The sequence below is a fragment of the Streptomyces arenae genome (assembly GCF_022343545.1).
GTDB classification, from domain to species: Bacteria; Actinomycetota; Actinomycetes; order Streptomycetales; family Streptomycetaceae; genus Streptomyces; species Streptomyces humi.
On the sequence record NZ_JAKQYH010000072.1, the window covers coordinates 1 to 13,327 of the forward strand.

Here is a 13,327-nt window from a genome sequence, read left to right on the forward strand (position 1 = left end):
TTCGTTCGGCGGGGGTGCCCGGCTGAGCCGGGCTACGGCCGACGACAAGAGTGCGGGTCCGTCCGCCGGGGGGCCGGTCGGCGCCGCCGGAGCCGGGTGGTGCTGCCGCGGCCACCGTACGGCCGGTGACGGCGTGCGGCAGGCCCGCCGCCGCCGGGTGTCCCGGCGTCCCTGGGCCGCCCTCCCGCGCCGCCGGGCCGAGGAGCGCGTCCCGCCTGTCCAGCCGCACCCGGTGGCGCGAGACGTCCAGGGACGCGCCCGCCGCCAGGCCGGGCAGCAGCATCTCGACGGCGAGGCCCTGGACGCCCGACGCGCTGGTCACCAGGCGGCTGACGAGCGTGACCCGGCGCCCGTCGGACAGGGAGACGCCCGTGGCGGCGTGCCGGCCCCGGGAGATGAGTTCGGCGGCCTTCTCGATGAGGATGACCCGGTCGCCGGGGCGCAGGCCCAGGGCCGGTTCGTCCACGGCGAGCCCGCGGCCGAGGCCGACGGCGGACTCGTACGCCCTGAACAGGACGCGTTCGCGGGCGGAGCTCTGCCGCAGCAGCCGGCCTTCCACGGCCCGGACGGCCCGGCGGATGATGTCGGCCAGGGCCGGGTCCTCGACGCTGCGGTGGTAACCGAAGCAGAGCACGCCCTCCATGCGCCCGCTGAGCGGGTCCCGGACCGGCGAGGCGATGCAGGCGTTGCCCTGGGCGCGTTCCGCGAAGTGCTCGGCGCCGAAGACCCGGACGGGGGCCCGTTCGGCGAGGGCGAGTCCGATGCCGTTGGTGCCGGCGAACCGTTCGGCGAACACGAAGCCCGGCTCCACCTGGATCGCGGGCAGGGCGCGGGGCATCGCCGGGTCACCGAAGCGGCGCAGCAGCACGATGCCGTTCGCATCGGCGAGGGAGATGTTGATCGGGCTGCCCGAGAACCGGGCCTGGAGCCGGTCCAGCACCGGGACCGCGGCCCGCGCGATCCGCCCGGCGGGGTCGAAGTCGGCGTGGAAGGGCAGGTCGGCCCGGTCGGGCGACAGACCAAGGGACCGGCAGCGCAGCCAGGAGTCCAGGATCGGCGCCCGTACTCCGCTGTCGACCGGCTCGCCCTGGAGGAACCGCTCGCGGAAACGGACGGGCCCCGAGTCGCCCGCCGGCTTACCCGCAACCACTGGCCGCCCGCCGGACCCCATCACGCCGCGCCTCGCTCACCGCACCCCATCACGCCGCGCCTCGCTCACCATCGCTAGATTCATCTTTTCGTAACGAAATCGACATAACCGAGAATACGGACATCCGCGGCGAGAGTCATCGGCTGCCGGCCTCTTCTCCTCCGGCGACCGGGCCGGGGCCGCCCGTCAGAGCACCGCCACCGGATTGACCGGCGACCCGGTCCCGCCCGGGATGTTCAGCGGCGCCACGACCAGCATGAACGTGTACCTGCCCGCCTCGGCGGCCGCGCCGGACAGCGCCTCCAGATCGAGGTTGTCGAGCAGTGGCACCCCCAGCCCGGCCACGGCCAGGGCGTGCACCGGCGAGTGCACGCCGGGCACCGGTGAGGGCCGTACGTCGCTGTCGCCGTCGCCGCCGAGCAGCGCGATGCCCCGCTCGGCCAGCAGCGGTACGGCGTCCACATGCAGGCCCGCGCTCGACGCCGCAGAGTCCCAGGCGCCGAGTTCCCGGCGGCGCCGGGCGTGGCCGGAGCGCAGCAGTACGGCGTCGCCGTCGCCGATCGTGACGCCCAGCGCCCGCTCCACCGCGAGGACGTCCGCCGCGCGTACCGCCCGTCCCGGCTCCAGCCAGTCGACGCCGAGGACGGCGGGCACGTCGAGCAGCACGCCCGTGGTGACGAGCGGCCCGAGCGCCGACACCGCGCCGAAGCGGGCGCCGCCGGCGTCGACGTGGTCGCGGGCGGGGCGGCCGTCGTACAGCTCCCCGCGGTAGGCGACGTGGCTGAGGGCGTCGAGGTGGGAGATGCCCTTGCCGTGGTAGTCGGCCGCGACGAAGTCCTTGTGGGTGGCCGGCTCCGGGCCCTCCACGTCACCGAGGTCGGTCATGTGGTGCAGGGCGGGCTTGGGGTTGTCCGGGCCGGAGCGGGTGTTCCAGGGCAGCGCCGTCGGCACGACCGTCCCGGACCGCACCAGGGCGGCGGCCCGGCGGGCGTGTTCGGCGGTGACCCGGTTGAAGGCGCCGCGGTCGGCCCGCTGCCAGCGCCCCCAGGTACGGAGCGAGGCGAACAGCCGGTCGAACTCCGCCCGGGAGACGGCCGGACCGGCGATGTCAGAGACCATCCGCTGGTGTCCCTCCCACGCCCGAACCCCCAGCGTGACACCGACCCCTCACCCCAGCCACTCCGACGACCGCCGCCACCCTGCCCACCCTGTGCGGCACCGCCGCCCAGCCCGTCCACGACCCCGTCGAACGTTCCCTGCCCCCTGCCCGACTCCCCTCCGGATCCCGCCCACGACGCCGTCGTCAGCCCCGTCGTACCGCCGCGACGCCCCTCCGGATCCCCGCCCGCGACGCCGTCGTCAGCTCCGTCGTACCGCCGCCTTCCGCGTCCGGGAATGGGAGGCACCCCGCCGTGTGTTGGCGCGGCAGGGGGTAGAGGACCGGAGCACTACATGAGCGATGCGCCGATCACGGCTTCCGTGGTCGAGACCCTGCGGACCTGGCGGCGTTCGGTGCCGGGGCCGCTGTGGCCGGCCGGACCCCTCCTGCTGATCATCGCGATCCCGGTGGCGGACGCGTTCCTGCCGCCGGACATCCACCTCGCCCACCTCCTCGTCGTCGCGGTGGCGGTCGCCGCGGTCGGTTCCGGACCGCGTGCCACCGCGCTGACCGGGGCTGCGGCGGTCCTCTCCCTGGTCCTCGCGGGCGTCGAACGGGGGACCCTGACCACCGAGAGCGTCCTCGTCGAGCTCGCCGCCCTGCTGGCCGTCTGCGTCTTCCTCGTCCTCTTCACCCGCCTGCGGGACCGGCGGGAGCGTGAGCTGGTGCGGGCGCGCTCGGTGTCCGACGCGGCGCAGCGCGTCGTGCTGCGGCCGCTGCCGCGGCGGGCCGGACCCGTCACCCTCGCCTCGCACTACCGCAGTGCCGAGGCGGATCCGACGATCGGCGGGGACCTGTTCGCCGCCGCCCGGATCCCCGGCTCCACGCGGCTGCTCATCGGGGACGTGCGGGGCAAGGGGCTCCCCTCCATCAGCGACACCGCGATCGTGCTGGGCGCCTTCCGGGCCGCCGCGCACCGCCCGATCCCGCTGCCGGAGCTGGTCGCCTACATCGAGGACGCCGTCCGGTGGGGTCTCGCGGAGTTCTCCGAGGCGGCGGAGGACGCCGCCGAGCGCTTCGTGACCGCCGTCGTCCTGGACATCCCGGACGACGAGCCGGTGGTGCGTCTGATCAGCTGCGGCCACCCGCCGCCCCTCCTGCTGGACGGCCGCACCGGGTCGGCGTCGGCCCTGACGGTCTCCGAACCGTCGCCCCCGTTCGGCCTGGGCGGCGGGCCCGTCGGCGCGCACGGCACGGACGGCTGCTACGTGGCGACGGCCTTCCCCTTCGGCCACGGCGACCGGCTGGTGCTGTACACGGACGGCGTCAGCGAGGCCCGGAACGCGGCCGGTGAGTTCTATCCGCTGGCCGAGCGCGCCACGGCACGGGCGGACCGGACGCCCGCCGCGCTCGTCGACCGGCTCGCCGCGGACGTCCGGGCGTACGCCGGCGGCCGGCTGGACGACGACATGGCCATGGTCGTCGTCCAGCGGGACTGAACGGCGAGCGGCCGTCGGTCTTCGCAACCCGAACTGTGATCTTTGCGTCTTCCTTCGGCCAGGTACTCGACAGGAAGCTCACAGTGAGGGAGAAAGTGAACCTGACCAGAAGATGACGAGCAGGCGAACCCAGTCCGACCCACAACCGACATCACCCAAAAACCTACACATCGGCCGAAATTGAGACCTTCAACTTCGCAGTCAGTTCCGCGGGCCACTGCCGAGGACAACCGAAGCACCGTGCTCTCCGTGTGGCGCCGGCCCCGTGCGGGACTCTGGGCCGCGGCAGGTGTCACGGCCCTCGTGTTCCTCGTCGCGCTGGAGTGCACGGCACGCCACTACGGCGTGCCCGGCCCGCTCACCGTCCAGGCACGGGAGCTGGTGTTCCCGCCCAAGTCCGGCTTCCTGCTGTACGCCGGTCTCGCCCTGACGATGGTGGTGCTCACCCCGCGCCAGCGGCTCGTCGCGGCCGGCGTCGCGGTCGGCATCGACGCCGTCCTCCTGACCGTCCGGTGGGCCTTCGGCGTCGGGACGGGCGAGGGCCACCCCTTCGGCAACGGCGCGCTGTGGGTGATCCTCGGCTGCACGGTCGTCGCCGTGACCCGCCGCACCGGCCCCGAGCGCACCCTGCTCCTGAAGGGCACCGGACTGGGCCTGCTGCTGGTGGCCGGCCGCAAGACGGGCGACACCTGGCTGCTCATCACCTCGAAGAGCCGCCCGACGGTGCTCGACCAGTACGTGGCGACCGCCGACCACGCGCTGGGGAACCCGTCCTGGCTGATGGGCCGGCTGGTGACGGCCAGCGGCCCGGCCGGCTTCACCCTCCTCGACGTCGTCTACAGCCAGCTCGCCGTGGCCGCGGTCCTCGTCGCGCTGTACCAGCTGCGCAACGTCGCCGCCGAGCGCCGCTTCCCGCGCCACCACCTGGTGCGCACCTTCCTGCTCATAGGTCTGCTCGGACCCGGCATCTACATGCTCTTCCCGGTGGTCGGCCCGGTCTTCGCCTACGGCACCGGAACCGACCACTGGGCGACGGTCGGTCTCTGGCCGGACCACTCGCCGGGCGACGGGCACTGGCCGGTGCCCGACCTGTGGCCGGGGACGACACCCGCGATCAGCCCGCCGCACCGCATCGCCTACGACGCGATCACCCCCCGCAACTGCATGCCCAGCCTGCACACGGCCTGGGCCACGGCGATCTTCATCCACTCCCGCCGCGGCCCCCGGTTCCTGCGGTTCGCCGGCGCGTTCTGGCTGGCCGCGACGCTCACCGCCACCCTGGGCTTCGGCTACCACTACGGTGCGGACCTCCTCGCCGGAGTGGTGTTCACCCTCACCATCGAGGCGGCCCTGCGCACCTACGACCGTGGCTGGGACCCGGCGGGGCTCCGCCTGACCGGCTACGGCACGGCGGTCTTCGTCGCCCTCCTGGTGTCCTACCGCTTCCTGCCGCTGCCGATGGCGGAGCACCGGTGGCTGTCCGGACCGCTCCTGGTGCTGGCGATGCTCTCGGTGATCTACGGCTACGTACGGACCACCGGCCGCTGGGAACCGGCGCCCGCCCCGGTCCCGCGCCCCCGCGCGGAACCGCAGCCCGAACTGATCTGAGCCCCGGCGGCGGCGATGCCGCCGGTCAGGCCCAGGCCGTCACCGCCGCGAAGGAGCTGTCCAGGCGGAACAGGTCCGTGCCGGGCGAGAGGTCCACGCGGAGCTGGTAGTCGTAGTGGCGCAGGTAGTAGCCGGGGTAGTTGTACGACTCGAAGCGGACCGAGCCGCTCGTCGTGCCGGTGCGGGCGATGAACGTGGCGTCCTTCGCGAAGGTCGTCGTGCCGTCGTTCGCGTCGAAGCGGGCACGGAAGTCGTAGTGGCGCAGGTAGTTGCCGGACGCGTCGCGGAAGGAGTAGCCGTTGCCGTCGGCGAGGCCCGCGACGACGGTGAAGGTGGCGGCCTGCTTGTCCGCGGTGGCGCTGGAGCCGGTCACCACCGGCAGGTTGAGGAGGGAGGACTGCTCCTCCCAGTAGCGGGTGGTGTAGTTGGCCGACCGGAAGGAGCGGGTCGCGTTCTTCGTCACCGAGGCGCCACCCGACACCGTCTCCTTGATCACCGTGAAGTGGCGGGCCGTGCCCGAGAGGGTGGGCAGGGCGGTGGGCGTGCTCCAGGTGGCGAAGGTGTCGTAGCTGTCGCTGTAGTAGTAGGTGCCGTCGCCGTAGCCGTCGAAGAAGATCCGCCAGCCGCCGTTGTCGAGCTGGATCACCGACGGGCCCTCGCGGTAGCTGCCCCAGCCCGCCCAGTCGCCGGTCCTGGACAGGGTGTAGGGGCCCTTGAGGGCCGACGCCGTGCCGTACTCGATGTACTTCGCGGTCTCGTTCTTCGTGAACGCGTGGTAGGTCGAGCCCACCTTCACGATGTACGTGTCGATGTGGTTCGCGCCGATGCCGGACAGGGCGACCGGTGAGGTCCAGGCCGTGAGCGCGGAGTCGGTCGCCGTGAGGACGTACGGGGTGAAGATCCACTCGTCGTCGGTGGTCGAGCAGGACACGATCACGTTGACACTGGCGTCGCTGTCGACGAACCACTCGGGCGCCCAGGCCCGGGAGAGATCGGTGATCGGGACCGTGTAGTCGTACAGGAACGTCCAGTTGACCCGGTCGGAGCTGCGGGCGAAGCCGATGGTGGTGCTCTCGTCCTGCCAGGTGTGCGTGGTGTAGGTGAGGTAGTAGTAGCCGTCCGTGTGCTTGAGGACACTGGCGTCGCGGATGCGGTTGCTCGGCGGGGTGTAGGCGGAGGCCTGGAGGAGGCGGAAGTCCCTGGCGTCGTCGGACTGGTAGACGTTCACCGTGCCGTCGTCGCTGTCCAGGAACGGGACGATGGTGTAGCGGGTGGCGTATCCGCTCGCGGGGGCGGCGGCCTCGGCCGTGCCGGCCAGTTCGGGCAGGACCAGGGCCGACACCGGCAGCGCGGCCAGCGCGCGGAGCAGGGTGCGACGGGACGGGGCGGGGGGACGTACGGTCACGGCGGCTCTCCCGGGGGCTCGTGCAGATCCGGATCGCGGACAGACTGCGTCCGGTATTTCGAACTGAGTTCGACAAGTCGCGCAGAAAGTAAGAGTGGCGACAGGTTCACGTCAATGCTTTGGGCGGGACTGGGGCACGGCTGGACGCCGGCTGTGCGAAACCTGTCCCCCATGCCGCGGATCGGGGTTACTCTCCGGTAGACATCGTGCCGCCGGAGGTGGGCAAGCCATGCCGTACGACCGCTCCGCCGGGCTCGCCGAGTCCGTACGCGCCCTGGCCGCAGGCGAGTTGTCCTCCCGGCGGCTGGTCGAGGAGTGTCTGGCGCGGATCGAGGCCACCCAGGGCTCCCTCAACGCCTTCCGGATCGTGCGGGGTTCGGCAGCGCTCGCCGAAGCCGAAGCCGCCGACCGGGAGTTGGCGGCGGGCGTACGGCGCCCCCTGCTCGGGGTGCCGGTCGCGGTCAAGGACGACATGGAGGTGGCCGGCGAGCCGACCGCCTTCGGCTGCCGCGGCGACTTCCCGCCCGCGCCGCGGGACGCCGAGGCAGTACGCCGGCTGCGCGCGGCCGGTGCCGTGATCATCGGCAAGACCAACGCCTGCGAGCTGGGACAGTGGCCGTTCACCGAGGGTCCGGCCTTCGGCGTCACCCGCAACCCGTGGCACCCGGAGCACACCCCGGGCGGTTCCTCCGGCGGATCGGCGGCGGCCGTCGCGGCCGGACTGGTGCCGGCCGCGCTCGGCTCGGACGGGGCCGGCTCGGTGCGCATCCCGGCCGCCTGGACCCACCTCGTCGGCATCAAACCGCAGCGCGGCCGTATCTCCACCTGGCCGCGCGGCGAGTCCTTCCAGGGCATCACGGTCAACGGCACCCTGGCCCGTACGGTCGCCGACGCCGCCCTGCTGCTGGACGCGGCGAGCGGAAACCACCCTCGGGACCCGCATCGGCCACCGGAGTCGGCCGTCTCGGACGCGGTCGGCCGCGATCCCGGGCGGCTGCGCATCGCGCTCTCCCTGAAGCCGCCGTTCACCGCGCTGCCCGCCCGCCTGCACCCGGACGTCCGCGCCCGTGTCGTCGAACTCGCCGAGCGGCTGGAGGCGTTGGGCCACACCGTGGAGGAGGCCGACCCGCCCTACGGCCGGATCGGGCTCACCTTCGTGCCGCGCGCCACGGCGGGGATAGCCGAACGCGTCCGCGAGGCACCGCATCCCGCCCTGCTCGACAGGCGCACGCTGGAGGCCGCCCGCCTGGGCCGGCTGCTCGGCGGGGCCCCGCTGCGGGCCGCCCGGCGTGCGGAGGCGGGCCTGCGAGGGCGCATCGGCGGCTTCTTCACGTCGTACGACGTGATCCTCGCGCCGACCACCGCCGCTCCCCCGCCCCGGGTGGGCGCGATGCTGGGCCTGGGGCAGTTCGCCACCGACCGGGCGATGATCGCCGCCTGCCCCTACGCCTGGCCGTGGAACGTGCTGGGCTGGCCGGGCGTGAACGTGCCGGCCGGGTTCGTCGGTGACGGGCTGCCGGTGGGCGCGCAGTTGCTGGGTCCGGCGAACAGCGAGCCGCTGCTCGTCTCGGTCGCGGCCCAACTGGAGTCCGAGTCGCGCTGGCACGAGCGGTGGCCGCCGCGGGCCCTGGTCACGGACTCCCCCGCGCCGTGACGGCCCGCCGCTTTCCCGTCGCCTGACCTGCCCGTACCCTCTGACCATGGACGATGCGTCGATGGTGGGGCTGATGGGGCGGGTCACCGGCACGGTCGGGCCCGGACTCGTGGGCGAGGTGATCGTGCGGGTCCGCGGGGGTGCCGAGCACTTCCTCGCGTACGCCGCCGACGGCACCGGCCGGTTCGAGCGGGGCACCGTGGTGATGGTGGTCGAGTACCTGCCGCCGAGGACGGTCTACGTCACGCCCGCATACGACAGTTGAGCGGGTGTAGCCCCAGGTGAGGGGCGTATGCGTCAAGATTGCAACAAGGATTCGCCGGTGTCTTCACCCCGCGCTCCGGCAGGCGCACACTCCCTTCGTTCGGTGCCGAAAGGGCACCATCCAAAGGGGGCGTATGCCGATGGTTGTCGGCGTCGTTGCGGGGGCGGCGGTTCTCGCCGTGCTCGTGCTGATCGGTCTGTTCAAGATGATGTGGCGGGTGGCCGAGCCGAACGAGGCGCTCATCATCTCCGGTTCGAAGCACCGGACCGAGGGTCTCGAAGAGGGCATGGGGTTCCGGATCGTCACGGGGCGCGGCACGCTGGTGCTGCCGGGCGTGCAGGCGGTGCGCAAGCTCTCGCTGGACCTGAACGAGACCGAGTTGTCGGTGGACTGCGTGACCCAGCAGGGCATTCCGCTGAAGGTGCGCGGTGTGGTCATCTTCAAGGTGGGCGACGACTTCGTGTCGATCGCCAACGCGGGCCGCCGTTTCCTGGACCAGCAGAAGATGATGTCCGAGCGGGTGCACAACGTGTTCGCCGGTCATCTGCGGTCCATCGTGGGCGGGTTGACGGTCGAGGACATGATCCGCGACCGGGACAAGCTCACCGGGCAGACCCGGGCCGCCTGCGGCACGGAGATGGAGAAGCTGGGGCTCATCGTGGACTCCCTGCAGATCCACGAGATCGAGGACCCGACCGGCTACATCCGGAACCTGGCGATGCCGCACGCTGCGGCCGTGCAGCGGGACGCGCGGATCGCGCAGGCGGAGGCGAACCGTCTCGCCACCGAGGCCGAGCAGCAGTCGTTCGCCCGGATGGCGGAGGCCACCCGGGACAGCGAGATCCTCCAGGCCGGCTACCAGGCCGAGCGGGACAAGGCGGCGGCCCAGGCGCGCCAGGCCGGTCCGCTCGCCGACGCGGCCGCCCGGCAGGAGGTCGTGGTCCAGGAGACCCGGGTGGCCGAACTCGAGGCGCACCGGCGGGAGCAGCAGCTCCAGGCGGACGTCCGCAAGCCGGCCGACGCCAAGGCCTACGAGAAGCGGACACTGGCCGAGGCCGAGCGTGACGCGCGTATCTCGGCAGCCCAGGCCAAGGCGAAGGAGACGGAACTGGCGGCGGCGGCCGAGGCCACCCGGGTCAAGGCGGCCGCGGGCGCCGAGGCCGAGGCGACCAGGTCCCGGGGTACGGCCACCGCTGCGGCGACCCGGGCCACCGGTGAGGCCGAGGCGGCGGCCGCGCAGGCCAGGGGTCTCGCGGACGCCGAGGCGACCAAGGCCAAGGGGCTCGCCGAGGCGGAGGCCATCAAGGCCCGTGCCGCCGCCCTCGCCGAGAACCAGGAGGCGGTGGTCGCCCAGCAACTCGCCGAGAACTGGCCGGAGATCGTCAAGGCCGGGGCGTCCGCCTTCGGCAACGTGGACAACATGGTGCTCCTCAACGGCGCCGACGGCATGGCCGAGTTGTTCGCCAAGGCCCTCACCATGGGCGGCACCGGACTCGGTCTCGCCCGCCAGCTGCTCGCCTCGATGAACCCGAACGGGCAGCCGGCGAACGGGACCTCACCCGTGCTCAACGGAGTACCGGCGGCCCCGAAGACCCAGAAGGTACCGCTGGAGCCGGACGCCGGCTGACGGGTCGACCGCCGGCAAAGGGGTCAACCGACTGCTGAGGGGCCGGCCGGACTACTGACGGATCGGCCGACTGCTAAGGGGTCGGCTGACGGATCGGCCGACAGCAAAGGGGTCGACTGACGGGTCGGCCGACAGCAAAGGGGTCGACTGACGGGTCGGCCGTGGCGGCGGCGTGACGGTGCGCCCTCCGAGCGGTTCGGGGGGCGCACCGTCGTGTCGGCTCCGCCCCGGCCGCGCACCGCGGCACGGCACGGCACGGCACGGCACGACACCGCGGCACGACCTCGCGCCACGGCCTCGCGCCACCGGCCCGCTCACTCCCGCGCGTTGAGGCGCTCCAGCAGGCCGAGCAGCGTCGCCCGGTCCGCCGCCGACAGCCCGGCGAAGCAGTCGGCGAGCACCTCGCCGGCCACCCCGTGCCCGGCCGCCAGCATCCGCTCCCCGTCGGGAGTGAGGCGGTGCTGGATCCGCCGCCCGTGGCCCGGCCGCCGTTCCACCAGCCCCTGCGCGGCCAGCCGGCCCACCAGCGTGCCGAAGGCCTGCTCGCTCTGGAAGGTGGCCGCGGCCAGCTCGCGCGCCGAGGCGCCCGGTGACCGGTCGATGGCGCGCAGCGCGTCCCACTGCGCGAGGGTGGTGCCGACGGCCGACAGCGCGCTGTCCATCGCCCGGTGCTGCCGGTACTGGGCCTGTTTCACCGCTCGTCCGAGAACTTGCAGGTCGTCTTGCATGACTTCACTTTACCCGACGACTAAGCTTGTTTATATAAACATCCTTAGTTAGATTGACGGCATGACGACGAACCGCATCGCCCAGGTGTACCCCGATCTCCCCGTCTCCCTCACCGAGGCCGGGTCCGGCCGCCCGGTGCTCGTACTGCACGGAGGCGGCGGCCCCGCCACGGTCGCCGGCCTCGCCGCCCGCCTCGCCGGGTCGGCCCACACCATCGCCCCGGTCCACCCCGGCTGGGACGGCACCCCCCGCCCCGACTGGCTGACCGGCGTCGACGACCTCGCCGTCGCCTACCTCCACCTGCTCCAGGACAGCGAGTTGAGCGACGTCATGGTCATCGGCTCCTCCCTGGGCGGCCGGCTCGCCGCCGAGATGGCGATACTCGACACGGCCGGGCTGATCACCGGTCTGGTCCTCGTCAACGCGGTCGGCGCGGACATCGACGGCGAAGAGGTCACCGACTTCTTCGCACTGGACCCGCGCGCCCAGGCAGAGCACTCCTGGCACGACCCGGACCGCTTCTACGTCGACCCGGCCACCCTCCCCGCCGCCGAACTCGCCCGCCGCCAGGCCAACATGGCCACCATGCGGCTGCTCACGGACGGCGGCCGGATGACCGACCCGAAGCTGCTGCCCCGGCTGGGACGGGTGCGGCAGCCCGCGCTGGTGATCTGGGGCGAGAGCGACCGCATCGTCACACCCGCGTACGGAGCCGCCTACGCGAAGGCCTTCCCGCAGGGCCGGTTCGAGCCCGTCCCGGCGGCCGGGCACCTTCCGCACCTGGAACGGCCCGACGTCACCGCCGAGTTGATCGAAGGCGAGCTGCGCCGTACCGGGACCCCGCCTGTTCTCGCAGGCTGAGGCACCTTAGGGTGCCCTCGTGACTGCGTACATCGACGACGAGAACATCCCCGGCCGTTACGGCCGCACCGCGACCACCGAGGCCGATCCGCGCGAGGTCGGCAGGGTGCGCACCGAGTACTCCCCCGTCCACGACGGCGACCCCGACCCGGGCGAGATCGTGTGGACCTGGGTGCCCTTCGAGGAGAACGACGGGCGGGGCAAGGACCGGCCGGTGCTGGTCGTCGCCCGTGAGGCGGCCGGCACCGTGCTCGCCGTGCAGCTGTCCAGCAAGCGGCACGACGACGACCGTGAGTGGGTGGCGATCGGCAGCGGCCCCTGGGACCGCTCCGGACGCGACTCCTGGGTGGACGTGGACCGCGTGCTGCGGCTGCACGAGGAGGGGATGCGCCGGGAGGCCTGCGCCCTGGACCGGGGCCGCTTCAACCTCGTACGCAACCGGCTGCACGAACGCTACGGCTGGAACTGAGCCGGACACCCCGCCGGGCACGCGCTTCCCTCCCTGCGGGCCGGTCTCGCGGTTCCCGCGCCCCTCGCGGGGCGCCGGCCCGCAGCCGGCCGCGCCGGGTCCGCTCAGCGCTCGGTGGTTCCGAACGCCTGGGCGAAGGCGACCCGGGCCGGGGACTTCGGCGTGCGGTCGAGGATGCCGAATACCACGTGCGCGAAGGTTCCGGCGAACCGTCCGCCGGGGCCGAGCAGCCCTCGGAAGGCCGCCGCGACCTGCACCGGGTCGTTCTGGAAGACCCCGCAGCCCCACGCGCCGAGGACCAGTCGCCGGTACTCGTGCGCGGCGGCCACCTCCAGAACCCGCTCGGCCCGGACGGCGAGGGCGCCGGGCACCTCGCCGGCGCGTTCCGGGGCCGTCCGGCGGATGACACCCGCGTTGGGCGCGGCGGCCGTGAGGAAGCCCGCCCGGTAGGGCTCGGTGAGCAGCGCGCCACGGTCGTCGCGGAAGACCGGGACGGCCGGGGAGTGGATCACCCGGTCCGAGTAGAACGGGTCCCGGTGGGCGCGGTGGTGGTCGTAGAAGGCGCGGGCGTGCAACTGGCAGGCGTAGAGCGCGGAGGCACGGCACAGGGCCTCCTCCTGCGCCTGCGCGCCGTTCAGGTAGCCGCCGCCCGGATTGCGGGCCGAGGCGAAGTTCAGGACCGCCACCGGGGCGTCGGCCAGCCGGCGGGCGGCCTCCAGGCTGCTCTCGCCGGTGACCTCGAAGACGGTGTCCGTGTCGCCGCCGGCGACGGCCGGCACCGGTTCCGGGCCGTACAGCCGCGTCCCGGCCTGTGCGGCCGCGATGTCGGCCGCGAGCAGGACCTCCCGGCCGTCCGGCGCCCGGTACGCCCCCGCCGCCACGATCTGCTCGGTCCCCTGCGCGATGCCGCGCAGGCGCGCGCTCATGGCGCCACCCCCGTGGACGCCATGACCGCGGCTCG

The 13,327-nt window shown here is 73.3% G+C and carries 11 protein-coding genes and 1 pseudogene; 7 read left to right on the forward strand and 5 right to left on the reverse strand.

Translation table 11 applies throughout. The features are described from left to right. Window positions 1-1,150 (reverse strand): annotated as a pseudogene (locus MB828_RS34225) (SpoIIE family protein phosphatase); the annotation flags it as partial. A gap of 186 nt (window positions 1,151-1,336) precedes the next feature. Then, the gene (locus MB828_RS34230) at window positions 1,337-2,269 is read right to left on the reverse strand and encodes a cyclase family protein (protein WP_301651571.1); all 933 of its coding nucleotides are present in this window, start codon (window positions 2,267-2,269) and stop codon (window positions 1,337-1,339) included. Between the two features lie 333 nt (window positions 2,270-2,602). On the opposite strand from MB828_RS34230, the gene MB828_RS34235 reads away from it, so the two are divergent. Then, window positions 2,603-3,748 (forward strand): PP2C family protein-serine/threonine phosphatase, encoded by a 1,146-nt coding sequence (locus MB828_RS34235; RefSeq protein WP_301651572.1) that lies wholly within the window; start codon window positions 2,603-2,605, stop codon window positions 3,746-3,748. Window positions 3,749-3,997: 249 nt separating this feature from the next. Beyond that, window positions 3,998-5,356, forward strand: a complete 1,359-nt coding sequence (locus MB828_RS34240) for a phosphatase PAP2 family protein (RefSeq protein ID WP_301651573.1) — start codon at window positions 3,998-4,000, stop codon at window positions 5,354-5,356. A gap of 25 nt (window positions 5,357-5,381) precedes the next feature. Here the strand turns inward: MB828_RS34240 and MB828_RS34245 are convergent, their stop codons facing one another. Then, window positions 5,382-6,761 carry a glycoside hydrolase family 43 protein gene (locus MB828_RS34245; protein ID WP_301651574.1) on the reverse strand — a complete coding sequence of 460 codons (1,380 nt, stop codon included), beginning with the start codon at window positions 6,759-6,761 and terminating at the stop codon, window positions 5,382-5,384. A gap of 229 nt (window positions 6,762-6,990) precedes the next feature. On the opposite strand from MB828_RS34245, the gene MB828_RS34250 reads away from it, so the two are divergent. The 3 genes from MB828_RS34250 to MB828_RS34260 all read left to right on the forward strand — a co-directional run bounded on the left by MB828_RS34250 (window position 6,991) and on the right by MB828_RS34260 (window position 10,307). After that, complete coding sequence (locus MB828_RS34250) at window positions 6,991-8,415, forward strand: amidase (protein WP_301651575.1); 1,425 nt, start codon at window positions 6,991-6,993, stop codon at window positions 8,413-8,415. A gap of 46 nt (window positions 8,416-8,461) precedes the next feature. Then, the gene (locus MB828_RS34255) at window positions 8,462-8,680 is read left to right on the forward strand and encodes a hypothetical protein (protein WP_206306337.1); all 219 of its coding nucleotides are present in this window, start codon (window positions 8,462-8,464) and stop codon (window positions 8,678-8,680) included. A gap of 133 nt (window positions 8,681-8,813) precedes the next feature. Then, complete coding sequence (locus MB828_RS34260; protein ID WP_301651576.1) at window positions 8,814-10,307, forward strand: flotillin family protein; 1,494 nt, start codon at window positions 8,814-8,816, stop codon at window positions 10,305-10,307. A 314-nt stretch (window positions 10,308-10,621) separates the two neighbouring features. Here MB828_RS34260 and MB828_RS34265 read toward each other — a convergent pair whose 3' ends face one another. Next, entirely contained in the window at window positions 10,622-11,035 is a 414-nt protein-coding gene (locus MB828_RS34265; RefSeq protein WP_133022619.1) for a MarR family winged helix-turn-helix transcriptional regulator, read from the reverse strand. A 61-nt stretch (window positions 11,036-11,096) separates the two neighbouring features. Here MB828_RS34265 and MB828_RS34270 point away from each other — a divergent pair, with 61 nt between their 5' ends. Together MB828_RS34270 and MB828_RS34275 are read left to right on the forward strand one after the other, a co-directional pair. Further along, the gene (locus MB828_RS34270) at window positions 11,097-11,897 is read left to right on the forward strand and encodes an alpha/beta fold hydrolase (protein WP_301651577.1); all 801 of its coding nucleotides are present in this window, start codon (window positions 11,097-11,099) and stop codon (window positions 11,895-11,897) included. Window positions 11,898-11,916: 19 nt separating this feature from the next. Then, on the forward strand, window positions 11,917-12,366 hold the full coding sequence (locus MB828_RS34275) for a type II toxin-antitoxin system PemK/MazF family toxin (protein ID WP_301651578.1): 450 nt from the start codon (window positions 11,917-11,919) through the stop codon (window positions 12,364-12,366). Window positions 12,367-12,470: 104 nt separating this feature from the next. Here the strand turns inward: MB828_RS34275 and MB828_RS34280 are convergent, their stop codons facing one another. Further along, a complete protein-coding gene (locus MB828_RS34280; RefSeq protein ID WP_301651579.1) occupies window positions 12,471-13,292 on the reverse strand; it encodes a TIGR02452 family protein in 822 nt (273 codons plus the stop codon). Window positions 13,293-13,327: the final 35 nt, after the last annotated feature.

Excerpts from the sequence above, each read along its gene's own strand:
- MB828_RS34230 (WP_301651571.1), bottom strand. The coding sequence starts at position 2,269 with ATGGTCTCTGACATCGCCGGTCCGGCCGTCTCCCGGGCGGAGTTCGAC.
- MB828_RS34235 (WP_301651572.1), top strand. The coding sequence starts at position 2,603 with ATGAGCGATGCGCCGATCACGGCTTCCGTGGTCGAGACCCTGCGGACC.
- MB828_RS34250 (WP_301651575.1), top strand. The coding sequence starts at position 6,991 with ATGCCGTACGACCGCTCCGCCGGGCTCGCCGAGTCCGTACGCGCCCTG.
- MB828_RS34255 (WP_206306337.1), top strand. The coding sequence starts at position 8,462 with ATGGACGATGCGTCGATGGTGGGGCTGATGGGGCGGGTCACCGGCACG.
- MB828_RS34260 (WP_301651576.1), top strand. The coding sequence starts at position 8,814 with ATGCCGATGGTTGTCGGCGTCGTTGCGGGGGCGGCGGTTCTCGCCGTG.
- MB828_RS34265 (WP_133022619.1), bottom strand. The coding sequence starts at position 11,035 with ATGCAAGACGACCTGCAAGTTCTCGGACGAGCGGTGAAACAGGCCCAG.
- MB828_RS34270 (WP_301651577.1), top strand. The coding sequence starts at position 11,097 with ATGACGACGAACCGCATCGCCCAGGTGTACCCCGATCTCCCCGTCTCC.
- MB828_RS34280 (WP_301651579.1), bottom strand. The coding sequence starts at position 13,292 with ATGAGCGCGCGCCTGCGCGGCATCGCGCAGGGGACCGAGCAGATCGTG.